Genomic DNA, 24152 nt, shown 5'->3' on the forward strand with positions numbered 1-24152 from the left:
TGGTAGCAGAGTCCGTAGATATCTATAATCAAATGAGGCCTCATACGGCTTTAAAATACAAAACGCCCGATGAAGTACATCGAGCGTTTTAGTTAAAAAGTGTCAACCCATATCAGGACGGGTCATACTGTAAAACAATCAGCTATTTAGAACTCAGTACAGCCGCCGGATTCAACCTTGCGGCACGCGAAGCAGGATACCACGTCGCAAGTAAACTAAGCACTATAGCCGTCACTGACACCAATGCCACATCTGGCCAGTGTAGTTGTGATGGTAAGAAGTCGACGAAGTAAATATCACCCGATAAAAACTGATGACCAATTAAGCTCTCTAACCCTTTAATTAACGGAGTCAGGTTTAACGCCACTAAGACACCGATAACACTGCCGACGAGACTGCCAAATACACCAGAGAATACACCTTGCCAAACAAAGATCCGTTTGATTAGGCTATCTTTTGCTCCCATTGTTCGCAAAATTGCAATTTCCGCCGCTCGGTCTTTCACTGCCATCATCAACGTAGACACAATATTAAAACATGCCACGCCAATCACCAGTACCATCACCAAGTACATAATGGTGCGCACGAGCTGAATATCGCGATACAAAAAACCAAACTTTTGCTGCCAGCTTTTCAAATACACGTAAACATCAACCATGCTACCAACCTCGCGAACAATAGAAGGCGCATTGAGAACATCGTCAGTTTTTAGTGAAATGCCTGTGACCCCTTCCCCTAACCTCGCGTATTGCTGCGCATCAGCTAATGGTACTAACGCTAGAGAGTGGTCGATTTGGCCATTCAACGTTAAGAACCCTGACACCTTCACGCGCACACGCTTAGGAGCCTGCACTTTATTTGCGCCGCCTGTTTGCGGAATCATTAACGTAACATAATCCCCCACGGCGACATTTAGCTCGTTTGCTACACCTCGGCCTAAGATCACTTGCTGCTGACCGGCATAAAAGTTTTGCCAAGCTGCTTGGTCAATAAAATTCGATAAGCTCGACACCGCTTGCTCGAAAGTAGGCTCTACACCACGAACTTCTATCGCTTTTAGCTTACTGCCTTTTTCTGCCAAGCCCGTAAAACGAACGTACGGTGCTGCCGCAACAACATGTTCATGTTTTAGAGCTTGATTCATCGTTTTGGTGTAGTCCTGAAGTGGTCCATTAACACCTTCTAACTCGCCGTGTGGAATCACAGACAACACACGCGATTGCAGCTCGCGCTCAAAGCCATTCATTGCAGACAAACCGATAATGATCACAGCAACGCCAACCGCAATACCAATGGTCGAAGAAAGCGATATGAAAGACACCATCTTGTTGCGCTTTTTCGCTCGACTGAAGCGACCACCAATCATCAAAGCTAAAGAGGTAAACAAAACTAGCCCTCCGCAGATGCTGTATCAGTCACAAAACGATCTACGAGCAAACCATCTTGCATGTGCATTTGACGATCCATTTTTGCTGCCAGCTCTTTGTCATGCGTGACAACCAAAAATGCAATGTTTGACTCTTTATTGAGCTCGCGCATCAAATCATAGATAGACAGTGCCGTATTGTGATCTAAGTTCCCCGTAGGTTCATCAGCCAAGACCAGATCAGGTTTATTCACCAATGCACGCGCAATCGCAACACGCTGACGCTCACCGCCCGATAACTCGGAGGGTCTATGTTGCATCCGATGATTCAAACCAACTTTATCTAACAGCGCTTTAGCCGCCTGTTTTGCATCCGCTACTTTAGCACCGCCAATCATCAGTGGCATCGCCACATTTTCAAGCGCAGTAAAGTCAGCCAATAAGTGATGAAACTGGTATACAAAACCAAGGTGCTTGTTGCGTAATGCCGCCTGTTTGTTCGAGCTCAAAGCTGATAAGTTTTGCCCTAGAAAATCAACTTCACCATGAGTTGCGTCATCTAACGCACCTAAAATATGCAATAAGGTACTTTTTCCCGAACCAGAAGAGCCAACAATAGAAACCAACTCCCCTTTGTCGATATCGAAACTTACGCCTTTCAACACTTCCGTATCTAACGAACCCTCTCGGTAGACTTTACGAATATCACGACATTCTAATAGCTTATTCATAGCGAAGTGCCTCAGCAGGTTTAACAGAAGATGCTCGATAAGAAGGATAAAGCGTAGCAGCAAGGCTAAGAGCAATCGCCAACACCACCACTAAAAGAATTTGCATTGAATCAATCAAGATGGGTAGATGACCACCAAAGCTGAATAGCGCCACACCAGCAGATTCAAGAATCGCATTTAGATTAAGTGACAAGATCACGCCCGCAGCGCCACCAACAATCGCGCCAATTACACCACTGCTTGCACCTTGCACCATGAAAATGGTCATCACTTGAGATTGAGTCATGCCTTGAGTTTTCAATATTGCGACTTCTGATTGTTTCTCCATTACCACCATGATCAAAGCGGAGATAATATTGAATGCAGCGACACCCACAATTAGACCTAGCATAAGTCCCATCATGTTCTTTTCCATTTTCACCGCTTGGAAAAGCTCACCACGCTGTTCGCGCCAATCACTCCATTCCCATCCATCAGGCATGGGTTGGTCAGCAAAATCCGTCACCATAAATGGGTCAGAGAAAAAGACACGCCAACCAGAAACCGTGTCTTTAGGGAAACGCATCAGCTTAGATGCATCCGTCATGTTCACAATCATTAATTGACCATCAACGTCCGATCCCGTATTGAAAATGCCTGAGACAGTGAAGTTTCGCTGGCTAGGAATACGACCAAGTGGGGTAAACTGCGTCGCGTTGGTCACCATCAAGCGTACTTTATCCCCGATTGAGACCTTTAGTGAACGTGCCAAACTGTGACCCAAAAATACATTGTAGTCACCTGCTTGAAGTGACGATAATCGTCCGGCAATCAAATGGTTGCTAATCGGATCGCCTTTCTTAGGTTCAATACCGATGAGGTAACCAGCCGTCAGCTGTGCAGAACTCTGAATAACAGCCTCTCCTCTAACGATAGGTTCCGGCTCGGATTCACTCGACATCGCTTGAACAAATGGAGGGGCAGACTCGGTCATAGGCGTTTTTCCATCGTGTTGCGAAACAACGGCATGAGGTAGCACACCTAAAATGCGTTCTTTTAACTGCGATTCAAACCCGTTCATCACAGAAAGAGCCGTCACCAACGCCATTACACCGATCGTAATACCCGCCGTCGACATATAAGAAACAAATCGGCTGAACCTATCTCCAGAGCGTCCCCGAAGATACCTTAAGCCAATAAACAATGAGATAGGATGATACATATAAGACAAACCAACTGGTTGTTTTGATATAAAGCTTTAGCGGATTATCTTACCTTACTCTTCTCATTAAGAAGACAAGAGAATCGCTAAATTTGTCAACGACATGCAATAAGTCTGTATTTAGGGCAAAAAGTTCAAGGACAAATCGGCTAAACTTGATAACTTCATTCAGTTAGCGATAATCAGTGCCCTATTTCTCTTTGTTTGTTGAGTGAGCAAGGAGCGCTCACTGGCAAAAGGATCGACTATATGACAGAGCAAGAATACTTTACCGTCCATCATAACCTCACCATCAACGTCGAAACGTTGAGTGCGGACTTTGCTTTGCCAGATGAAGAAACATTTGCCTCCGAAATTCCAGCACCATTTATTGTCGCCAGTGAATTTAGTCACTTAGATATGTTGGCAGACAACGCGCGTCTAGAGCTGAAAAACAAAGAGTTAAAGCATGTGATCAACTTGCTTGATACGCAAAACGCGAAACTTAACCTCTTGTTGAGCTTTATGCTTTCACAACAAGATGACGCCTCCATTCGCTATCAAACGACGCAGTTTGGTGCTAGTCAACTCAGTTTCCGCTCAGATACAGCGTTAACTACTCAACAACTCGTTCGTGTTAAACTGTTCCTCGATCACCCTGCTGCGGCGATTTACTGTTACGCTCAAGTAGAAGAATGTGATGCTTCAGAGCAAGATTTCATTATCACGCTTAGATACAAGATGCTCCGAGAATCTGATCAAGATTTACTGATAAAGGCGGCACTGTATCAACAACAAAAACTTTTACGTCAGCGCTCGATGGAGCGAGATAAAAAATAATTCCTATGACAAAAGCAACGATTCTTTCCGTCACCAACCCTTCAGAGCGTGGCGACAAAAAACAGCTAGGTAATTTGCCGGGCGCAGCTCTACCTCTAGCCATTGCAGAGCTAGCCAAGCAGCATTCGAGTCACTCGCTACTCGTTGTGCCTGACCCGCAAATCGCTTTAAAGCTTCAGGCAGAGATTGAGCAATTCACCGACCAAACGGTAAGCCTATTCCCCGACTGGGAAACGCTGCCTTACGATAACTTTTCTCCGCATCAAGAAATCATCTCTGAACGTATCGCACGCCTATACCAACTGCCAAGTCAACGTGATGGCATAACCATCGTCCCGGTCAGTACAGTATTGCAACGCCAATCGCCACGTGATTTTTTGTTGCAACACACTTTAATGGTGAAAACTGGTGATCGGCTCTCGCTAGAGAAGTTACGTGTACAACTTGAAAATTCAGGCTACCGCCATGTAGATCAAGTATTTGGACCAGGTGAATATGCAAGTCGTGGGTCTATTCTGGATCTCTTTCCTATGGGCAGCAATGACCCGTACCGCATCGACTTCTTTGATGATGAAATAGATACCATTCGCACGTTTGATCCAGAGAACCAACGCTCTATCGACGATATTCAGCAAATCCAATTGCTGCCTGCACATGAGTTCCCAACCACTAAAGAAGCGATTGAAGATTTCCGTACACGTTGGCGCACCCAGTTCGACGCACGCCGCGAGCCTGAATCAATCTACATGCAAGTGACCAAAGGCACGTGGCCCGCTGGTATTGAGTATTGGCAGCCGCTGTTTTTTGACCATACCGAGACTTTATTTGAATATTTGCCAGAAGACTCTCAAGTCATCACATATGGTGATATCGAATCTGCGGTCGATACTTTCTTAACCGATGTCGAATATCGATACGACCAGAAAAAAGTTGATCCGCTGCGTCCTCTTTTGACTCCTGAACAGCTTTGGTTGAAAAAAGACGAACTTTTCAGTCAACTAAAACAGCTCCCTATCGCTCAATTGAGCCTAGATAAAGTGGTTAAGCGTGCCGGTCGTCAAAACCTACCCGTACAATCGTTAGCCGAGCTTGGCGTTCAGCAACAAAATAAAGAGCCGCTCTCGCGCCTTCGTCAGTTTAGTGAGCAATTCAGCGGAAAAATCGTTTTCTCGGTAGAGTCAGAAGGTCGTCGTGAAGCACTAACGGAGCTGTTGCAAGGCATCAAAGTTCGGCCAGTCGTACATGGCTCACTTTACCAAGCTCTAGACTCAGGTGATCGATTCAGCTTGATCTTAGGCGCAGCAGAGCATGGTTTCATTCACGAAGAGCTGAACTTCGCTCTGATCTGTGAAAGTGATCTACTCGGTGACCGTGTTATCCAGCGACGCCGCAAAGATAAAAAAGCCGTCAACAGTGACACCGTTATTCGCCACCTTGCGGAGTTAAAACCCGGTCAACCTGTGGTTCATATTGATCACGGTATTGGTCGCTACATCGGTTTACAAACACTTGAAGCCGGTGGCATGAAAACGGAATACGTCACCCTTGAGTATCAAAACGATGCCAAGCTCTACGTGCCAGTTTCATCACTGAATCTTATCAGCCGTTATTCTGGCGGCGCTGAAGAGAATGCGCCACTGCATAAATTAGGTGGTGAAGCGTGGGCAAAAGCACGTCGTAAAGCGGCAGAAAAAGTGCGTGATGTCGCGGCAGAATTGCTGGATGTGTATGCAAAACGAGAATTAAAACCTGGCTTCAAATTTGAGCTAGATCGTGGGCAATACGCAACATTTAAAGCAACATTCCCGTTTGAAGAAACAGATGACCAAGCGATGGCCATCAATGCCGTCTTGTCAGACATGTGCCAGGCAAAAGCGATGGATCGCTTAGTGTGTGGTGACGTGGGCTTTGGTAAAACGGAAGTCGCTATGCGCGCAGCATTTGTCGCAACGGATAACAGTAAACAGGTCGCCGTACTCGTACCAACAACCTTGCTTGCTCAGCAGCATTTCGAAAACTTCCGTGACCGTTTTGCCAACTTACCAATCCGAGTTGAAGTACTGTCTCGTTTTAAATCTGCCAAAGAACAAAAAGTCATTCTGCAAGACGTTGCCGATGGTAAAGTCGATATTGTCGTTGGTACGCATAAGCTGCTTTCGAGCGACATTAAATTCAAAGATTTAGGTTTGTTGATCGTTGATGAGGAACACCGCTTCGGGGTTCGTCAAAAAGAAAAAGTCAAAGCAATGCGTGCGGATGTGGACATTCTTACCCTCACCGCAACACCAATTCCACGTACACTGAATATGGCAATGAGTGGCATGCGAGACCTGTCGATCATCGCGACACCTCCTGCACGCCGTTTAGCCATTAAAACCTTTGTTCGACAAAAAGAAGAGCCAGTGGTCCGTGAAGCGGTACTGCGTGAAATTATGCGTGGTGGTCAGGTTTACTTCCTGCACAATCAGGTTGAAACCATTGAAAAAACGGCAGAAGACTTACAGAAACTCATCCCAGAGGCACGTATTACCGTGGCTCATGGTCAAATGCGCGAGCGCGAACTTGAGCGAATCATGAATGACTTCTACCATCAGCGCTTTAATGTGTTGGTGTGTACAACCATCATCGAAACCGGTATCGACGTACCAACGGCGAATACCATAATCATGGATCGTGCGGACAATCTTGGCTTGGCGCAGTTGCATCAATTACGTGGCCGTGTTGGACGTTCGCACCATCAGGCCTATGCTTACTTATTAACACCACATCCAAAAGCCATGACCAAAGATGCCATCAAGCGTCTTGATGCGATTGCTTCACTGGAAGACTTAGGTGCTGGCTTTACGTTAGCAACCCACGATTTAGAAATCCGTGGTGCTGGTGAGCTGCTTGGTGATGAGCAAAGTGGGCAAATTCAATCCGTTGGTTTTACACTTTATATGGAAATGCTGGAACAAGCAGTGCAAGCATTAAAAGAAGGCAAGGAGCCATCTTTGGATGAGCTGCTTCGTGAGCAAACTGAAGTGGAAATGCGAATCCCAGCGCTCTTACCAGATGATTACATTCCGGATGTAAACACACGACTGTCGATGTACAAACGCATTGCGAGTGTCACAAGCAGTGATGAACTATCAGAGCTAAAAGTGGAACTGATTGATCGCTTTGGTTTGCTTCCAGACGCAACAAAGAACTTACTTGCCGTCTCAGAATTGAAAATTTCGGCTGGTAGTTTAAAAGCGAAAAAGATAGAAGCCCATGATAAAGGTGGATTTATCGAGTTTTACCCTGATGCTGACATAAATCCAGCGTATTTAGTTAAACTGCTGCAATCACAGCCGCAAAAATTTGCAATGGAAGGTCCAACTAAGTTCAAGTTTAGCGTACCATTGGTGGACCGACGTAAACGCATTCAGTTTGTTCAAGACTTACTGAATGATTTTAAACAGAATTTATTACCAACGAGCTAATAGTCGAATGAGAATACTGATCCCGTTATTGCTTCTATGTGTCTCAATGCCCTCTTGGGCACAGCGCCAATTTGATATTGAAGTGATCATTTTCAAGCGAGCAGTCGACGCTGAAAGCACAACAGAATCTTGGCCGAATCAACTGCCAAAAATCGATATGGAAAATGTCGGTAGCCTAGAGAGTGAATCCTACCGCCACTCTAAAGGCGTGACACTTTTGCCAAGTTCTTCTTTCCGTCTCAACGCGCAAGAAGCGGCACTAAATAATCATGCCGGCTTTAAAGTGCTTAAACACGTAGCCTGGCGTCAAGGTGACCGAGGTAAATCTAGCGCCCCAATTTTCCGCATCGTTGGCGGGCGAGATTTCTCTGATTCTTATCAAGCAGATGGCCGCCCAATCAATGGCAATAGTAATCAAACATTTTCCAGCGACGGTTACAGTGAAGAGACGGTCAATGGTCCTTTATATGAACTAGATGGTCGATTCCAAATATACGTACAGCATTACCTCTTCGCTGAAACAACACTAGATCTGCGCGAACCAAGTGTTAGAGAGGTGCGTTTTGAACCAACCTCAACTGAGCAATTGGCGGATGACTTAGGTGAAGTAGATGGTAACGTCCAAGTCGGTAACTTGGCAGAAATATCGCCGACAGTAACCGAAGAGAAATTCCTGAAGAGTTATCGAATGGATCAAAAACGTCGTATGCGTAGCAGCGAGACTCATTACCTAGATAACCCGTTGATGGGTATGATCATTCAAGTTCGTCGGGTTCGATAAGCACGAGCGGTTCGACAAAGCGCAGCAAAGCTGCGCTTTGTTTTTATCTGCTATACCTCAGTTATTCCTAACCAACGCAGAGCAAGGAAAATAGCTGCGTTCAAGTATAAATAGACAGCTTTCAATTTACTTACACTCAACATGGAAGTCGTATTAGTTCATGAGTCCAGACTTTGAAATCATTGCGCCCCGCTTAGCGCTCAAGCTCATCCCTGCTGAAGAAGCACATTCACTACAACGATTACTTGCAGAATCCCCTTCGCTGCACCAATGGCTTGACTGGTGTGATAAAAACGTCACATTGAAAACCGCGCAGGACTTTCTGTTGGCAACCCGTCTTAACTGGGTCAAAACTGAGGCTTTTGGTTTCGGTATCTATGAGCGGCAAAGTAACACTTTGGTTGGAATGGCAGCGGTTAATGAGTTATATCATACGTTTAATATGGCGAGTATTGGTTACTGGGTTGCCGACCGCTATCAACGGCAAGGCTATGCCCAAGAAGCCGTTAAAGCCTTAGCAGAATTCTGCTTCGCAAAGCTAAGTTTAACTCGACTAGAGATTGTTTGTGACCCCGACAACGAAGCTAGCCAAGCCTTAATTGAGTCCGTCGGTGCACAAAAAGAAGCCATCGCCAGAAACCGGTTTATTTTTCAGGGTAAGCCTAAAGATGGCGTTGTGTTCTCACTTTTACCGACAGATCTAACATAAACAAAAAGCCACCGACTTGCGGTGGCTTCTGCATTTTTTAAGATACAACACATCCACACAGAGTGGATTTAAAACCTTAGTGCAGCTTAAGGTTTGGACGCAGCACGCGATTAATGCGGCCAACGAGCATCATCAGACCGGTTTTGAATACACCGTGCAACGCCATTAGGTGCATGCGATACAATGAGATGTAAACGACACGAGCAATACGGCCTTCTACCATCATCGACCCTTTAGTTAGGTTCCCCATCAGACTACCAACGGTTGAGAAGCGACTTAGAGACACTAATGAACCGTGATCTTTATATACGTAGTCTTTCAACTCGCGCCCGTTGATTTTCGCGACGATGTTACTAAATGCCTGGCTTGCCATTTGGTGTGCAGCTTGAGCGCGTGGCGGCACGAACGAACCGTCAGACTGGGTGCATTGTGCTAAGTCACCAATAACAAAGATGTCATCATCTCGTGTTGTCTGTAGTGTGTTTTTCACTACAAGCTGATTGATACGGTTCGTTTCTAAGCCAGCGATATCTTTAATAAAGTCTGGAGCTTTGATACCCGCAGCCCAAACCATGATTTGAGCTGGGATCTTCTCACCATCTTTTGTAGTAAGGCCATCTTTTTCAGCTTTAGTCACCATAGTGGCGGTGCGCACGTTTACGCCCAACTTCACCAACTCTTGATGAGCAGCAGAAGAAATACGTGGAGGTAACGCTGGTAAAATACGCTCACCTGCTTCAATCAGATTGACGTTCAACTTGCTAGAATCAAGATCACCGAAGCCATAAGTGCGCAGCTCTTTAACAGCATTATGTAACTCAGCTGATAGTTCAACGCCAGTTGCACCAGCGCCAACAATCGCAATATCGACCGTACCGTTACCGTTTTTCGCGTGCAGCTTTAGGAACTCGTTGTTCATTTCTGTACGGAAACGGTGTGCTTGCTCAGGGCTGTCTAGGAAAATACAGTTTTCACGAACGCCAGGCGTGTTGAAGTCGTTTGATGTCGAGCCAATCGCCATCACTAGAATGTCGTATTCTAGCTCACGGCTTGGCATAAGAAGTTCACCGTGTTCGTCTTTAAGCTCACTTAAGATGATCACTTTACGTTCACGGTCGATGTCTTGAAGGCTACCCATTTGGAAGTCGAAGCTGTGGTTTTTTGCATGAGCTCGATAGCTCAGTGCATCTACTCCTTCGTCCAAAGAACCTGTAGCAACCTCATGCAATAATGGCTTCCACAAGTGGCTCGCTTTTCGATCGACTAGCGTAATTTGCGCACGGTTTTTGCGACCTAGAGTTCGACCAAGCTTAGTTGCCAACTCAAGACCACCTGCACCGCCGCCTACAACGATAATGCGTGTCACAATGATTTTCCTCTACAAAAATGAATATATGGGGTTCAGCTCGATGCATGACTCACAAATATTTGTGGCATCCATCCAACCGATGAATTCTTGGTTCTTAGAGGTGTCTCAATTACTTGGATTAAAAAACTGCCACTCACCTTGATTCTTTATCTATCAATGACTTGTCAGGGTTTGGCATGTTTATCTGGTACGCATACGACGCCAGAATTTTTTGGGCAAGTTTATTACTCGCTCTCAATTTTTTTTGATATTTATCAAATTATTTTAGTCCGGTTCATTATATAGAGACCAACTTTGAAGGCAACCAAAATCCGTGTAACGAGTACGGATTGACTACTTTTCGACTACTCTACAACAAGGTGTTCGTGCTACATAGGAGGGAAGTAAGAAAACGGTAAGGAGAACACAATATTCAAAGCGTTAAACCAAGAAAATGTGCCTTTCAAAGAGACAGTGGCTCGGCATACTCAAGAGAAGGAATCGCAGCAAAGCAGCCGATAAAAACGCCGCTTTACTGTCTACACTCAACATTAATAAGTATTTTTAAATGCCTTTATCGCTTGTAAATGATGAGAGATTTTTTTGAACTTATGAGACTGAGTTTCATCCCAAATGATTTGATAGTGTTTTTCTAGCTCAGCTGCCGTTTTCGAATTGTCATGCACTTCATCATCTTTAGAGAGAATCACTAAGCAGTGAGCTTGATTTTTCGCTCGGAACTGATCAACACATTTTGTTGCGATATCTTCATACTCTTCTGGGCGATCGATTCGACCAGCCATCGTTTTTTCTGGGTGCAAGTTCGGGTTGAACATCACTTGCTTGATACCGCATAGAAAACCAATTCGCTCAGACCAGTAACCACCTAAACCTACCCCACAGATTAACGGGTTTGGGTCATCAGATTGATCGATAACTTTAGACACTTCTTTTAACAAGTGTTGCATGTCGTGCTTTGGGTGAAGGGTGCTGTAATTGATAAAACGAACGTCGTCGTCGATAAATTGCAGTTGAAGAACTTTTTCGTGGTTACCCGGGCTTGTGCTGTCAAAGCCGTGTAAGTAAATAATCATCTGTACCTCTCCCTGTGTGTATCTGGTACTTTTATTAAAACTACCACTATTTCCTTACTGTTAAAGGGGAAAATATCACGAGTTCTCAAAACAGTGATCTTCCATACACAATGAGCCTTTCAACTCATACGCACTGTTTAAGTATTGTTCATTTCCCCACAATTTATAGGCAAGTAGATACCAGAGCATCGCCATCACCAAGGTTCTTGGTTGCCAAGCATGTACACCTCTCAGCCAAAGAGACACATCTTCGATACCTCGAATTTGGCAATACTGCTTTACCGCTTCTTCCACAGGCGAATTCGCGACCTGAATAGTTAAGGTCAAATCAAGCCTAGGGTCAGCAATCCCGGCATACTCCCAATCAATGACTTTCACCCCATTCTCTCCTCGCACTAGGTTATAACACCCCAGATCGAAGTGACATAGGGCAAGTGGAACAGGTTCAACGTTCGGTTCCGTGCGCCACTTCATGTACAAAGCATCAAACTCCGTACCCACATACTGACCATCAAGCTCAAGCCAATAATGATCGATGCGAGAAATATATGAAAATGGAACCAAAGGAATTGCGCTTATCGGATATTGATGAATCTTCGCCGCAATGGATAACAAATCGCTTAGTGCTAAGCCTGATTCCGTCAGTGCCTCTCCTTCTATCCATTCCACCAGCAACCCTTGCTCATGAATAAAAACTGGCTTGGGGCCAATTTCCAATGAAGAGACTGCATTCAGCACTTGATATTCACTGTGACGAGAAATTGAAAAAGCCTTGCAGACATGACTGGTCGGTCGCCAGATGTATGCAAGGCCTTGAGAAGATTCCAACCGCCAACAGCGGTTGGTTAGCCCCCCGGTAACAGTTTGTACTTTTACCGGAGGCTCCGTAAAGAAGCCATCGAGAGCATTAAGACTCGGATCTAACTGTTTTGCTTGTTGCCAAGAAAACCATGCCATTGATGACTTCTCCACCCTGTTCGATTAAAGACCGAATAGGCTCTTAGATTGCGCTTTACGAATTTCAGTTTCATCCGCCCACTCAATCAAACCTGTTTCTAGGTCCATTAGGCGCATGGTCATCTTGTAGTATACATCTTTATCGCTACCTGCATTTTTCACAATGCTAGATAGGTTGCCGTAAAGCATGTATTGAGCACCAACCATTTTACCAAATTGGATCGCTGTGCTTTGGTTAACAAGCTCATCCGTATTTTGGAAGTTAAGTTGTTCACGCACAGACTCAACACGATCCATATCAACAAAACGGAACTTACCTGAGTTCAACATCTTAGTAGAGATCGTGTCAGTAATGGATTCAGTGTCAATATGTTCACTGGTTTTGTTCTTAATTCGCTCAACAAAAACGATAGGACGTTGGTCACGAGTAATTGCTGCTACAGAGCCCGACATCATCATGCTATCCACCATTTCAGCCGCGATTTTTTGTAAATCTGTTGAGCCAAAATCGATAGTCGTGGTTTCTGTTGCTTGCGCATCGCCGTAAGAGACTTTGTTAGAACAGCCACCTAAAATGACGGCAAGACCTAAAAGAGCAATAATACTTTTTTTCATGAGAGTTCCTTAGTTTTTTCAATACCAGCGCATCGTTAGCGTGGCAGCTTCGGCAGAGCCGTTAAGATTAATCGTCTTGTGCTTCTCTAATTTGCACACGGAATTTTGTGCCATTTGGATTCACAGTAACTTCAGATAACGTGACTTGCTCAAATCCTCGCACAATCATTTTTCGCCACGGACCAGGTTTGGTATTCACTTCTAAACCATTGTTGTCATACCAATAAAATCGGTAAAGAATGTGCTGATCACCTTTGTAATTGCTACTCAGCTGCACGACTCCTCGTGGGCGATCATCAACGTAAGTGGTGGTGATGTTGTCAACTAATAAGCGACTACCTAAAACGTTATCATTAAAGAATACTTTTTGCGTTTGGCCATCAATTCGAATACCAGCCGTGTTTTCGGCGCATCCAACTAAACCAATAGCCATTGCTAAACAAACAAGCCATGCTTTCATTACAGTCTCCCTAGCTGTTTATGCCACACGGTTGAGTGTGCTCCCTGACGAGATACCCATACCAATGTAGTCTGCTGTGCAGGCACTTCAAACTGATAGGTTTGATCACCCAAGTTTAAACTTTGTGTTCCCGGTTTCACGATTTTTGAAGCCGTTTTCACTTGCGCTGGCAATGTTTGCCAACTTCTCGTATCTGGCTGTTCGGTCAATGTGTTCCATACATTGAAAAGTATGTTGCCCACATCATCGCCTTTTTTCGCCGCCTCTTTTCGGATTCGATCTTTTGCCCAAACACGAAGAGCTTGACGGATCACTATTGTAGTAAGACGTTCATTAAGATCGTTTTGCGCCATCGCATTAACATCAGTCAGCGTACTGGAAGGCAATACCTGACCATTTAAAACAACATCGCTAAAACGTTGAGCACCTCGGTTCTGATAATAAGGAAGCGCCAACGAATAAATCGCGCCATTATCGCGACTGTCGTAAATCGGTAAATCAATACGCCACCCTTTCATCGCCTCAACAACACCCTGCTCATCAATAACGATGACTCGCCCTTGTGACTGAGTTAATCCAGAAGGTGCTTTGCCATACCGCTTCTCTAGCATGCGCAAGTCTTCACGCATGCCCAGCTTCTTAGCAGCGTATAAGGTGCTTTCCACAACTTGCTTGTTGTCTGGCATTACAGCGAGTGCTCGTCGGTAATCAACATAAGCACTGTTTAAGTCTCGCGACGCTTCATATAACAAGCCAGAAAGATAGAACAGATAACCATTTTGTACCGCGCTTAGTTTTTTACCAGCATCAGGGTAGTTCGCTAATACACTGCCTAAATTGGCAGACATGCCTTGCTTGTTAAGGTCTTTCTCTGCTGCTTTTAGCTCTTTTTCACGCGCATTTCTTGCCGCTTCCTGAACTTGATTAGCTCGACGCACTTCAACTAGTGCTCCTTCTAAATCGTTTTTCTGTAAGTAATTTAGTCCTAGATACAGGTGCAAAAAGCCAAGTTCGTAATCGGCGGGATGATAATCTTGGAGATTGTCGTTCACTGCGAGAGAGCCGACGCTCGTTGCCGTGTCTGACACAGATATCGTCGCTCGATCTTGTTGAACACGTACGGCACGATCGCTGCTTTCTAGCGCATTCAAACTTGTTGGGTAATCTTCAGCAAGAAAAGAGATGCGACCTTTTTCAAAATTGCCAAGTATCTCGCCACCCACTTCACTTGATTGAAGTTGTTTTGCTTTGGCATATTCCCCTGCAACAACGGCTTGATAAACTTCTTGATTCTGGTTGCTGTAATGACTAAACAGATTGCCCGCAGATAAATTCGCGCAGCCAGAGGCCATTAAAGCCCAGCTCATCAGCCCTAACAGCTTTACACCTAGTTTCACATTTATCTCCACAAATGTGTCATTCGACAGGAAAAAGAAGTGGGTGAATCGCCACCCACTTTTAAAAGCTTAGCTCAATACCATTGGACCTAGAGGGCGGCCGCCTAGTAGGTGCATGTGAATATGGTAAACCTCTTGGCCACCATGTGGATTACAATTAACGATCAGGCGATAGCCGTCTTCAGCAATACCTTCTTCTTTCGCCAACTTTCTAGCAACAGTGAACAAACGCCCCATCATTGCTTCATCTTCAGCTTCTACATCATTCGTTGTTGGGATCAGTTTATTCGGAATAATGAGAATATGGCTTGGTGTGCGAGGGTTAATGTCGCGAAACGCAGTCACCAAATCATCTTGATAAAGGATATCGGCAGGGATTTCCTTGCGAATAATTTTACTAAAGATCGTTTCTTCCGCCATGAGGACTCCATTTTATAAACGTAATTAGACCCCAATTAGTATGCGCCAACCAAAAGCGGAGCTCAATAAAAACAGTGTTCACTTAACATTATTAATCAAATGCTAATTAACGAAGCTTTTTTTGTCGTGTGCGTCATAAAATGCGCATCACAAACTGAATACAATCCAATGAATTTTGTTACTTTTTTAAGACAATTATTATTTTTATACCCAAGTAAATTCAAAAATACTTGGGTAGCTTGTCTATTTTTGGGAGAGGAAGCTCACTTATGCGAGGTTCAGTTATTAAAAGGATGTATGCCGGCTTTGCACTGATCATCATCCTATTTGCCGTCACAATTGCCATTATGATGGGAGGAATGAGTGATATTCACGGAAAATTTGGCACGGTTTCTAAATCATCCCTACCGTTGGTATCGTTATCTAATCAAACCAGTGTTGAGCTGCTTTCTGCCGACAAATCATTTAAAGACTTCCTGACGACAGAGAATAAACAACGCATGGATGAAATGCGTCAGGAATTTGCTAGATCTCAACAGCGCTTCGAATCCACATTGGCTCAACTGAAAACCGCAAGCCAAATCTACCCTTCTCTTGCCGAACCGTTTTCACAGTTAAAAACGTTAGAGCAGAGCTATTTTACAGAAGCTCTAGAGGCCATGGACAACTACGAAGCAATGTTTGCGGCTCAAGAAGAAGTGCAAAAATCCTCACGCCGCTTCCAAAAACTGAATACCGAACTTTCGGTTGGTCTTAAAGAATATGTGGCAGATCAAACCAGCATTTCTGTCAAAGTCATGGCAAAGAGCTACTTTATCAAGTTAAAAGATGCCGAAGTAATTACCTCTGATGCCCTCGCCAGTTCCAACCCTGAGTTTGTTACGCAAGCCGTAGCTAAAAACCGCAAAGCAGTAACGCACTTGAATTACGCATTCCGCGGGTTGGTGACTCAGCTTCCTGAGCTAGAAAAAGCTTTTGGCGAATCTGTAGAGCAATTTACTCGTGACGTTGGTATGCGTGGCGGTGTGCTAGACCAACATAATAATTACCTCAATGCTCGCGCCGCTTTGTATAACAATATCGCCAACCTAGCAAATAAAGTGGATTCAACCATGGCGATTCTTGAGCAATTCACGACAACCGCAACAGATAAGCTCAATGAATCATTGGCAGATGCTGGTGACATATATTCGGCAGGTGTAACGAAAGCCATCATCATTGGCGTTATTGTCGTTTTACTCGCGACAGCGATTGGCTACCACATCGCACAAAGCGTTCGCGAACCGTTGACTCGTATTCTAAAAGTGTTAGAAAGCCTGACTGAAGGAGATATGACACAGCGTATCGACATTCGCTATAACAACGAATTCAGCCGTGTGAGTGGACACATTAACTCACTCGCCGACAACCTTCACGAGATCTTGGTGAAACTCAACGAAGCGTCAGAAAACCTATCGTCAACCGCGACAACCAACGAACGCACCTCTTCGCAAGCACAAATTAAATTGAGCTCTCAACGCGAACAAACAGCAAACGTCGCTACCGCGATGACAGAAATGTCTCATTCAGTGCAGGAAGTCGCGCAAAGTGCGCAAGGCTCGTTAGAAATGGTGCAACGCGTCGAATCTGCCTCTGAAGAAGGTAGAAATGTTATGAGCAGTAATATCTCAACCATTAACCAACTAGAAACACGTTTGAACGAATCGGTCTCCGCTGTTTCTGAGCTACAAAAGATGAGTGGCCAAATTGGGTCTATCCTTGATGTGATCCGCAACATTGCGGAGCAAACCAACCTACTGGCATTGAACGCGGCAATTGAAGCGGCTCGCGCTGGTGAACAAGGTCGCGGCTTCGCGGTAGTGGCAGATGAAGTACGAGTACTCGCATCAAGAACGACTCAATCAACCACTGAAATTGAATCCATGATCAGTAATCTGCAATCTAGCTCACAATCAGCAAACCAAGTCATACAAAGCTGTATGAGCGATATGGAGATGTCGGTTGAGCAAGCGTCAAAAGCGAACAGCTCAATGGAAGAGATCCAGGCGCTAATCATTGAGATCAGCCAAATGAGTACGCACATTTCACAAGCAGCAGCAGAGCAAAGTGAAACATCAACAGACATTGCTCGCAGTATTGAAGATATCAACAGCATCGCCGATGAAAGTTTCCAAGCCATGTCGAGTATCGCACAAACCAGTGAGTCACTGACCCACTTGGCTCATCAGCAAAATGAATTGGTCCACCGCTTTAAGTTATAAATACTTTATAATTAAGAGCATTAATTAGTGCAATCAACTGTATAAGGGCGACTTTTTGTTAAGTCGCCCTTGTTTTTTGTCGGCCATGTCTACATATGATTAATAAGGCCAGCTCATCCCCTTGCACAACTCTTTTCGAGCGGCCTCATAAAAAGGAAAATCTATGGCTGTTCATGTTGGTATTATCGACCAAGACCCAGTGAGATTGGTCACTCCTCTATTAGATAATCGTACGCTAAGCACACATATCGTCTTCATCGGAGACAAGAGCCAGTTAGATATATTTGACCGACTGAGTGCCGTTTTAGATCAACGAGAAATTACTTCTGAATTTTTTGAAATTCCATCCGCTGTTAATACATCTCTGATCAAACAAGCAATTCAAAAACTGGCAAAAGACCTCCATGAACGCGGCGAAGATGTAAAATTGAACGCGAGCTGTGGTCTTCGTCATCGCTTGTTGTCGGTGTACGAAGTTTTCCGTACCTATCGCTGGCCAATTTTTGTGGTAGAGCCTAGTAGCGATAAGCTTTGTTGGTTATACCCTGATGGCAAAGAAGATACCCAAGTCGAAGATCACATTACGATTGCAGATTACCTCACTATCTTTGGTGCACGCGGCGAGTTTCACCACGTTGATTTACCACCTCTTCTTGATAAAAAATTGTATGAACTTGGTGAACGATGGGCCTCAAATGCGCTTGAGCTTGGGCCAGGTCTAGCAACACTTAACTACCTTGCAACCACATGCCGCAAAGAACAAAAGCTTGATGTCGAGCTCTCCGAAAAACAGCAGGGCTACCGTGAGCTCAACATGTTGCTTTCAGATTTAGTAGAAGCAGAAATCGCCACCTACGAGAATGGCGTTTTAACGTTTGCAGATGAAGATGCTCGACGCTTTTCAAACGGTGAGTGGTTAGAAACTTTGGTTCACAGCACCGTGAAGCAAATCCAAGACACCATGCCGACGATCCAAGATCGATCGTTAAATGTTCAGGTTTATCGCAAACTTGGTGAAAGTGAAGTACGCAATGAGTTAGATGTCGCAACAGTTGTAAACAACAAGCTGCACATCATCGAGTGCAAAACCAAAGGCATGAGAGATGACGGCGACGATACTTTATATAAGTTAGAATCGCTTCGCGATCTATTAGGTGGCTTACAAGCGCGCGCAATGTTGGTGAGCTTCCGTCCTCTTCGTCACAATGACATTACTCGTGCTGAAGACTTAGGGCTAGCCCTGATTGGCCCTGATGAGCTTAAAGATTTAAGAACGCACTTAACGGCTTGGTTTAAAGACGCGGGCGGTTCAGACGAGATATAGTGCCATTAAGAAAAGCTAAAATTCACAACGATAAAAAGCAGCATTAATGCTGCTTTTTTTATACCTAAATTTTAGCTGTACGCATTTCTATAAGTAGAAAAAAACCAGAGGTTAGCCTCTGGTTTTTTCTGTTTGTTTAAATGCCAACTATAGCGGCTTAAAGCATTTTACGCGCTGCTTCTACAACCACTTTAATTGAACGCGCTTCCGTTTCTTTCAGAGTTGAATGATCTGGAATCTCTTTTTGTGTACGGTTGATGATAACACCAGCCACACAACCCGCTTTTAAACCAGAGCTCGCACACATTGTTAGCAGTGTTGCAGACTCCATCTCGAAGTTAAGTACGCCCATGTCTTGCCATTCTTGCATAGAGCCTTGGAAACGCTTAACAACACGACCAGAGAACGTATCGTAACGTTCTTGACCAGGGTAGAACGTGTCGCTTGATGCAGTCACACCCATGTGAACCGTAGCGCCAGACTCTTCTACCGCTGCTTTCATTGCGGTTGCTACTTCAAAGTCAGCAACTGCTGGGAATTCCATAGGAGCAAAGTGTAGGCTCGCACCGTCAAGACGAACTGACCCCGTCGTTACGATCATGTCACCCACGTTTACATGCGGTTGAATTGCACCCGTTGTACCAACACGTAGGAAAGTGCGAACACCAAGCTGTGCCAATTCCTCAACTGCGATAGAGGTAGAAGGACCACCAATACCTGTAGAACAAACCACAACAGGTTTACCGTCTAGCTCTGCACGGTATAGCGTGTATTCACGATGGCTTGCTAGAAATACTGGATTTTCCATTTGTTCTGCGATTTTTTGAACACGCGCTGGGTCACCAGGAATGATCGCTAGAGTCGCACCATTAAGATCAGCTTCAGTAATACCTAAATGGAATACAGCTTGAGACATAAGTCGCTCCTTATTGTGGCTTATTTTATGAACAATAAGCTCATTAATCAGTTATTGGGTACAGATGCACTGTAGCGAACCTTTCACCAACATAGAGTGATCACAATCACAATGACAAAATGTAATGAAAATGAAATTTCAAACAAAACTGGTATTGATCACACTTTAAGGGGCATTAGATCATTTTGTTGCATAGCAATGCGTGATTTCAAGGACGAGAAAAACGTCTGATCGCATCAGGTGAATACGGTTAAAAAAAGCCCGATACACGAATGCCTCGGGCTATTAATGAGTGGGATCAATGGTTAGGTCAGTTATTTAATCTGCTTGGACTCAAAACGAAGTAATCTCAACGCATTCAATGTCACCAGTGCTGTTGCACCACTGTCGGCTAATACAGCAACCCACAACCCAGTAACACCAAGTAAACTTGTCACTAAGAATACACCTTTCAAACCTAGCGCTAACGCGACATTCTGACGAATGTTACTTAGCGTCGCACGCGACAGTTCTATCATGGCAGGTAGCTCAATCAAACGGTTGTGTGTTAACGCCGCATCAGCTGTCTCGAGCGCAACATCCGTACCTCCTCCCATCGCAATGCCGATACTCGAAGCTTTCATGGCTGGAGCATCATTGATACCGTCTCCCACCATCGCAACGGTATGTTGTTGTGATAGCTTCTCGACGTAATGCACCTTGTCTGCAGGTAACAAACTCGCTTTATAATCCAAGCCTATTCTATTTGCCATTGCTTCTGCACTTCTCGGGTTGTCACCCGTTAGCATCACCGACGTGACCCCAAGTTCCTTCAACATTGCGATAGCTTGCTGGGCATCTGAGCGCAATGTATCTTGCCATGCGATCACGCCAATGACCTCGTCATCGTAACGAACAATGACAACCGTTTTACCTTGTTGTTCCAACGTAACCACTTGCTCTTTGGCTTCCTGAGAAAGTGGAAAGTCTGCCTTTGAAGGCGTGACCACTTGGACCATTTTTCCATCGACGTAACCAGTGACACCAGAGCCTACTTGCGCGGTTTTATCCAACGCTTCAGGAATAGTAAGCCCCTGCTCTTGCACTTTGGTAACCAAAGAAACCGCTAGAGGATGACTTGAACCAACCTCGATTGACGCAGTTAGGCTAAGTAACTTGTCTTCATCCATATCAAAAGCAAAGACGTCAGTCACTTCTGGTTTACCTTGCGTCAGTGTCCCAGTTTTATCAAATGCGACAGACTCAACCTTGCCAAGCAACTCAAGCGCCGCACCACCTTTGATCAATGCGCCCCGCTTAGCAGCTGCCGCCAAGCCAGAAGTGATCGCCGCCGGCGTTGAAATTACTAATGCACATGGACAAGCAATCAACAGAAGGGCGAGTCCTCGATAGATCCACGTTTCCCACGGTTGGGCAAATAGTAATGGCGGCGTAACGATAACCATCAGAGACACCAGCATCATTAGCGGCGTATACCAACGGCTAAATTTATCAAGAAAGCGTTCTAATGGTGCCTTACGAGATTCGGCTTCTTCAATCAAATGAAGAATTCGGTCTATCGCATTCTCGCCCTGACGGGAAGTCACCTGTAAACGAACCACTTTATCGACAACCACAGCCCCGGCCATCACTTTGCCACCGGTTTGATGTTCAACGGGAACAGATTCTCCCGTTAACGCACTTTCGTCAAAACTAGCAAGCGCATCTTGCAAAACACCGTCGGCAGGCAAACGACCTCCGGGTGCGACTTCTATGATATCCCCTGGTTTAAGCTGCGCAGCTGGTACTTCTTTGCGTTCACCATCAATAATTAAAATTGAATTTTCTGGGACTAAGTCCATTAACGCCTGGACACCGCTTCGCGCGCGAGATGATGCATATGCTTCTAACTTTTCACCAATAAGGAAAAGCAATAACACCATTGCGGCTTCGGCGGTTTCACCTAAATATAAAGCGCCGAGCGCCGCTACACTCATTAACGTTTCAATCGCAAAAGGCGTACCGCTACGCGCCAACTTAAATGCTTTGAGCGCGATTGGGTATAAACCAAGTAAACACGTCAAAGTGAATAACCAAGCGCTTATTTGAGGGTCGATCTTAGAAATTACTGCCGCAGTAGCCATTGCACTAGCAATCGAGAGAATTTGGATGTTGTCTCTTATGACGCCAAGCCAGCCTTTCTTTGTAGTGCTTGGTTTTGGAGCATCCAGTGAAGAGAGCGGAAAACCCGTTTTTTGGGCTGTCTGCTCTATCGTAGCTATCAGCTCTCGATCATCAAAATCGACGACCAGTTTTTCTGTTGCAAACAAGACCTTGGCTTGGCTGACGCCTTGTAAAGACGTAATGGCTTTCTCAAGCTTTTGCGCACAAGATGGGCAATCCATACCTGACACAAGCCAAGCGTTCCGAACGGAGGAATTACTCTCCCTTGTGGGATCGTCTTCCTCGCCTGTGTCAACGCTGCAGCCTCCTCCACTACAGCAAGAGCTTTCAGAAACATCAACACTGGCCTGAGAGATATTGAGCGAAGACTTTACTGGCGCACAGCATGACTCGCTTGCACCAAGCGGCACCGCAGTTTTGATTTTGCTAGATTGGCAACCTTGATGTTTTGTACACATAATTTTTTCCTTATTGGTATCGGTGATTTACCTATTGCTAAGGATAAACCTTAGAGTAAGCTCCAAGGTCAAGATAAATTTGTACAGTTCGGCGATAGAAAATAAAAAAGACGCCGAAGCGTCTTTCCAAACCAGTTTAAAAGCAATATTCCGTAAAATTTAAACAGAGAGGTTAAACGGGATGCTTAAAACACTCATTTAATGTCATTCCGATGGCACGCAGCACGTCTCTTCTTGTGATAACACCAACCAACTTACCTTTGCCATCCACCACTGGATACATTTTCGGCTTTCCAACTTTCATCATGTCAGCCAGTTCAATTACTGACATTTCTGGAGAAACAGATAAGACATCATCATGCATACACTCTTGTACCGTATGTGTATCTTGGCAGTGATAACTTGCTTTCACCAACTTATCTAATAAGTCTTGCTCCGATAAAAACCCAACCACTTTTTCATTTTCATCAATGACAGGGCCACCTAGTGTGACACTTTGCATTACTTTGTTTAAAGCTGCCGAAAGTGACATATCTTTCGTGAAAGTCACCGCTTGCAACGTCATGTAATCTTTTACTTTTAATGAATGCATTCTTATCTCCTTAAGGGCATTTTATTGCGGCCTTTAGATAAGTGTCGCCTAATTTCCTGATTTTACTAAATGGAAAGGAGTAATTTTATTTATAGGCACAGCCTATTGAACTAAAACAAAATTAACTCACCGAGCAACATTCACTGTATTTCGTTAAACGCAAGATTCAGCCAGGCTGATTTTTCTAGGCAATAAATATAACAAAGCCAGTCAAATTGACTGGCTTTGTTATTAAGTAATTGTTGCATTAGCTATGTTGGCGGCGCATGTTGTCTAAAATAATGCCAGTCGCCATCGCGACATTCAGTGATTCGGCACCGCCAAACGCCGGAATCGTGATCTTATCTGTCACGAATTTTTCTGCGGCTTCGCGCACACCATGAGATTCGCTGCCCATCAACAAAATACCTTCAGCAGCGAAATCCGTTTTATGAACGCTCTCTCCTTCCAAAAACGCGCCATATACTGGCAATTTGGCGTGTTCCAAGTAACTTGGCAAATCCACCAAACTCACTTGTACGCGGCCAAAGCTGCCCATAGTCGCACTGATCGTTTTAGGATTATAAGGATCAGCACAATCTGTACTCGCAATAATGTGCTTGATGCCATACCAGTCTGCAACACGAATAATCGTACCTAGATTACCAGGGTCGGATACACCATCTAGCGCAATCATCAAGCCTTTCGCTTGAGGCTCTTTTACACTCGGAATTTCAACCACAGCAATGGCCGCATTATTGCTCACAAGCGTGCTCGCTTTGGTCAATTCATCAAGCGATGCTTCAACACAATCAAAACGATTTAGCGTACCAGCATTTTGTTCGAGAAATGCCGCTGTTGCAAAAACCTGCTTCACCTTCAATGAACTACTTGCTAACTCTAGTACGTTCTTTTCACCCTGAACTAGGAATAAGCCATGCGCTTTACGCTGTTTCTTTTGACCTAAAGCACGAAGCAGTTTTAATTGGTTTTTTGAAATCATTAAAGTATCCCAGGTGAAAATGGTTATTCGGCGAGCGTACCCTAAACAATCTTCACGACAGTTCGGTATCGAGCGGATGAGATTATAAATT

The 24152-nt window shown here is 44.7% G+C and carries 21 protein-coding genes; 7 read left to right on the forward strand and 14 right to left on the reverse strand.

Annotated elements, in window-relative coordinates; genetic code table 11:
- Positions 1–92: integrase core domain-containing protein (locus tag L3V37_RS12260; protein ID WP_138939205.1), on the forward strand; the 92-nt coding region annotated here is incomplete at its 5' end.
- Between the two features lie 50 nt (positions 93–142).
- On the opposite strand, the gene lolE is transcribed toward L3V37_RS12260, so the two are convergent.
- Genes lolE through lolC form a run of 3 tightly spaced genes read right to left on the reverse strand, consistent with a single transcriptional unit; the run spans position 143 to position 3298 of the window.
- Entirely contained in the window at positions 143–1387 is a 1245-nt protein-coding gene (gene lolE / locus L3V37_RS12265) for a lipoprotein-releasing ABC transporter permease subunit LolE (RefSeq protein ID WP_033905042.1), read from the reverse strand.
- A gap of 2 nt (positions 1388–1389) precedes the next feature.
- Entirely contained in the window at positions 1390–2097 is a 708-nt protein-coding gene (lolD, locus tag L3V37_RS12270; RefSeq protein ID WP_054700735.1) for a lipoprotein-releasing ABC transporter ATP-binding protein LolD, read from the reverse strand.
- Complete coding sequence (gene lolC, locus L3V37_RS12275; protein ID WP_206969687.1) at positions 2090–3298, reverse strand: lipoprotein-releasing ABC transporter permease subunit LolC; 1209 nt, start codon at positions 3296–3298, stop codon at positions 2090–2092. The genes lolD and lolC overlap by 8 nt, the downstream gene beginning before the upstream one ends.
- 249 nt (positions 3299–3547) lie before the next feature.
- On the opposite strand from lolC, the gene L3V37_RS12280 reads away from it, so the two are divergent.
- The 4 genes from L3V37_RS12280 to L3V37_RS12295 all read left to right on the forward strand — a co-directional run bounded on the left by L3V37_RS12280 (position 3548) and on the right by L3V37_RS12295 (position 9074).
- Positions 3548–4117: a hypothetical protein gene (locus tag L3V37_RS12280; protein WP_017634743.1), complete on the forward strand. Its 570-nt coding sequence runs from the start codon at positions 3548–3550 to the stop codon at positions 4115–4117.
- A 5-nt stretch (positions 4118–4122) separates the two neighbouring features.
- Positions 4123–7584 (forward strand): transcription-repair coupling factor, encoded by a 3462-nt coding sequence (mfd, locus tag L3V37_RS12285; RefSeq protein WP_237306406.1) that lies wholly within the window; start codon positions 4123–4125, stop codon positions 7582–7584.
- A 7-nt stretch (positions 7585–7591) separates the two neighbouring features.
- Positions 7592–8365: a peptidoglycan binding protein CsiV gene (locus L3V37_RS12290; RefSeq protein WP_237306407.1), complete on the forward strand. Its 774-nt coding sequence runs from the start codon at positions 7592–7594 to the stop codon at positions 8363–8365.
- Between the two features lie 160 nt (positions 8366–8525).
- The gene (locus L3V37_RS12295; protein WP_005387823.1) at positions 8526–9074 is read left to right on the forward strand and encodes a GNAT family N-acetyltransferase; all 549 of its coding nucleotides are present in this window, start codon (positions 8526–8528) and stop codon (positions 9072–9074) included.
- Positions 9075–9150: 76 nt separating this feature from the next.
- Here the strand turns inward: L3V37_RS12295 and L3V37_RS12300 are convergent, their stop codons facing one another.
- The 7 genes from L3V37_RS12300 to hinT all read right to left on the reverse strand — a co-directional run bounded on the left by L3V37_RS12300 (position 9151) and on the right by hinT (position 15365).
- Complete coding sequence (locus tag L3V37_RS12300) at positions 9151–10440, reverse strand: NAD(P)/FAD-dependent oxidoreductase (RefSeq protein ID WP_005378463.1); 1290 nt, start codon at positions 10438–10440, stop codon at positions 9151–9153.
- A gap of 533 nt (positions 10441–10973) precedes the next feature.
- Positions 10974–11516 carry an alpha/beta hydrolase YcfP gene (ycfP, locus tag L3V37_RS12305; RefSeq protein ID WP_005378464.1) on the reverse strand — a complete coding sequence of 181 codons (543 nt, stop codon included), beginning with the start codon at positions 11514–11516 and terminating at the stop codon, positions 10974–10976.
- A 75-nt stretch (positions 11517–11591) separates the two neighbouring features.
- Positions 11592–12473 (reverse strand): thiamine kinase, encoded by an 882-nt coding sequence (gene thiK, locus L3V37_RS12310; RefSeq protein WP_017820011.1) that lies wholly within the window; start codon positions 12471–12473, stop codon positions 11592–11594.
- A 24-nt stretch (positions 12474–12497) separates the two neighbouring features.
- A complete protein-coding gene (lpoB, locus tag L3V37_RS12315) occupies positions 12498–13088 on the reverse strand; it encodes a penicillin-binding protein activator LpoB (RefSeq protein WP_005378467.1) in 591 nt (196 codons plus the stop codon).
- A 67-nt stretch (positions 13089–13155) separates the two neighbouring features.
- Positions 13156–13548 carry a YcfL family protein gene (locus L3V37_RS12320; protein ID WP_005378469.1) on the reverse strand — a complete coding sequence of 131 codons (393 nt, stop codon included), beginning with the start codon at positions 13546–13548 and terminating at the stop codon, positions 13156–13158.
- A complete protein-coding gene (locus L3V37_RS12325; protein ID WP_005378471.1) occupies positions 13548–14945 on the reverse strand; it encodes a COG3014 family protein in 1398 nt (465 codons plus the stop codon). The genes L3V37_RS12320 and L3V37_RS12325 overlap by 1 nt, the downstream gene beginning before the upstream one ends.
- 69 nt (positions 14946–15014) lie before the next feature.
- A complete protein-coding gene (gene hinT, locus L3V37_RS12330; RefSeq protein ID WP_005378473.1) occupies positions 15015–15365 on the reverse strand; it encodes a purine nucleoside phosphoramidase in 351 nt (116 codons plus the stop codon).
- A 269-nt stretch (positions 15366–15634) separates the two neighbouring features.
- On the opposite strand from hinT, the gene L3V37_RS12335 reads away from it, so the two are divergent.
- Together L3V37_RS12335 and L3V37_RS12340 are read left to right on the forward strand one after the other, a co-directional pair.
- The gene (locus L3V37_RS12335) at positions 15635–17626 is read left to right on the forward strand and encodes a methyl-accepting chemotaxis protein (protein WP_005378474.1); all 1992 of its coding nucleotides are present in this window, start codon (positions 15635–15637) and stop codon (positions 17624–17626) included.
- Positions 17627–17789: 163 nt separating this feature from the next.
- Positions 17790–18950, forward strand: coding sequence for a DUF1887 family protein (locus L3V37_RS12340; RefSeq protein WP_005378476.1), 1161 nt, complete (start codon positions 17790–17792; stop codon positions 18948–18950).
- Between the two features lie 157 nt (positions 18951–19107).
- Here the strand turns inward: L3V37_RS12340 and udp are convergent, their stop codons facing one another.
- The 4 genes from udp to L3V37_RS12360 form a co-directional block, all read right to left on the reverse strand.
- Positions 19108–19866 carry a uridine phosphorylase gene (gene udp, locus L3V37_RS12345; protein WP_017820007.1) on the reverse strand — a complete coding sequence of 253 codons (759 nt, stop codon included), beginning with the start codon at positions 19864–19866 and terminating at the stop codon, positions 19108–19110.
- A gap of 314 nt (positions 19867–20180) precedes the next feature.
- Positions 20181–22487: a zinc/cadmium/mercury/lead-transporting ATPase gene (locus tag L3V37_RS12350; protein WP_237306408.1), complete on the reverse strand. Its 2307-nt coding sequence runs from the start codon at positions 22485–22487 to the stop codon at positions 20181–20183.
- Positions 22488–22659: 172 nt separating this feature from the next.
- Entirely contained in the window at positions 22660–23079 is a 420-nt protein-coding gene (locus tag L3V37_RS12355) for a CBS domain-containing protein (RefSeq protein WP_005378483.1), read from the reverse strand.
- 247 nt (positions 23080–23326) lie between these two features.
- On the reverse strand, positions 23327–24061 hold the full coding sequence (locus L3V37_RS12360) for an RNA methyltransferase (RefSeq protein ID WP_237306409.1): 735 nt from the start codon (positions 24059–24061) through the stop codon (positions 23327–23329).
- Positions 24062–24152: the final 91 nt, after the last annotated feature.

Source organism: Vibrio sp. D54 (assembly GCF_021728075.1).
GTDB lineage: Bacteria > Pseudomonadota > Gammaproteobacteria > Enterobacterales > Vibrionaceae > Vibrio > Vibrio alginolyticus.

Coding starts and splice junctions, on each gene's coding strand:
- lolD (WP_054700735.1), bottom strand. CDS start 2,097: ATGAATAAGCTATTAGAATGTCGTGATATTCGTAAAGTCTACCGAGAG.
- lolC (WP_206969687.1), bottom strand. CDS start 3,298: ATGTATCATCCTATCTCATTGTTTATTGGCTTAAGGTATCTTCGGGGA.
- L3V37_RS12280 (WP_017634743.1), top strand. CDS start 3,548: ATGACAGAGCAAGAATACTTTACCGTCCATCATAACCTCACCATCAAC.
- mfd (WP_237306406.1), top strand. CDS start 4,123: ATGACAAAAGCAACGATTCTTTCCGTCACCAACCCTTCAGAGCGTGGC.
- L3V37_RS12290 (WP_237306407.1), top strand. CDS start 7,592: ATGAGAATACTGATCCCGTTATTGCTTCTATGTGTCTCAATGCCCTCT.
- L3V37_RS12295 (WP_005387823.1), top strand. CDS start 8,526: ATGAGTCCAGACTTTGAAATCATTGCGCCCCGCTTAGCGCTCAAGCTC.
- ycfP (WP_005378464.1), bottom strand. CDS start 11,516: ATGATTATTTACTTACACGGCTTTGACAGCACAAGCCCGGGTAACCAC.
- thiK (WP_017820011.1), bottom strand. CDS start 12,473: ATGGCATGGTTTTCTTGGCAACAAGCAAAACAGTTAGATCCGAGTCTT.
- lpoB (WP_005378467.1), bottom strand. CDS start 13,088: ATGAAAAAAAGTATTATTGCTCTTTTAGGTCTTGCCGTCATTTTAGGT.
- L3V37_RS12320 (WP_005378469.1), bottom strand. CDS start 13,548: ATGAAAGCATGGCTTGTTTGTTTAGCAATGGCTATTGGTTTAGTTGGA.
- hinT (WP_005378473.1), bottom strand. CDS start 15,365: ATGGCGGAAGAAACGATCTTTAGTAAAATTATTCGCAAGGAAATCCCT.
- L3V37_RS12335 (WP_005378474.1), top strand. CDS start 15,635: ATGCGAGGTTCAGTTATTAAAAGGATGTATGCCGGCTTTGCACTGATC.
- L3V37_RS12340 (WP_005378476.1), top strand. CDS start 17,790: ATGGCTGTTCATGTTGGTATTATCGACCAAGACCCAGTGAGATTGGTC.
- udp (WP_017820007.1), bottom strand. CDS start 19,866: ATGTCTCAAGCTGTATTCCATTTAGGTATTACTGAAGCTGATCTTAAT.
- L3V37_RS12350 (WP_237306408.1), bottom strand. CDS start 22,487: ATGTGTACAAAACATCAAGGTTGCCAATCTAGCAAAATCAAAACTGCG.
- L3V37_RS12355 (WP_005378483.1), bottom strand. CDS start 23,079: ATGCATTCATTAAAAGTAAAAGATTACATGACGTTGCAAGCGGTGACT.
- L3V37_RS12360 (WP_237306409.1), bottom strand. CDS start 24,061: ATGATTTCAAAAAACCAATTAAAACTGCTTCGTGCTTTAGGTCAAAAG.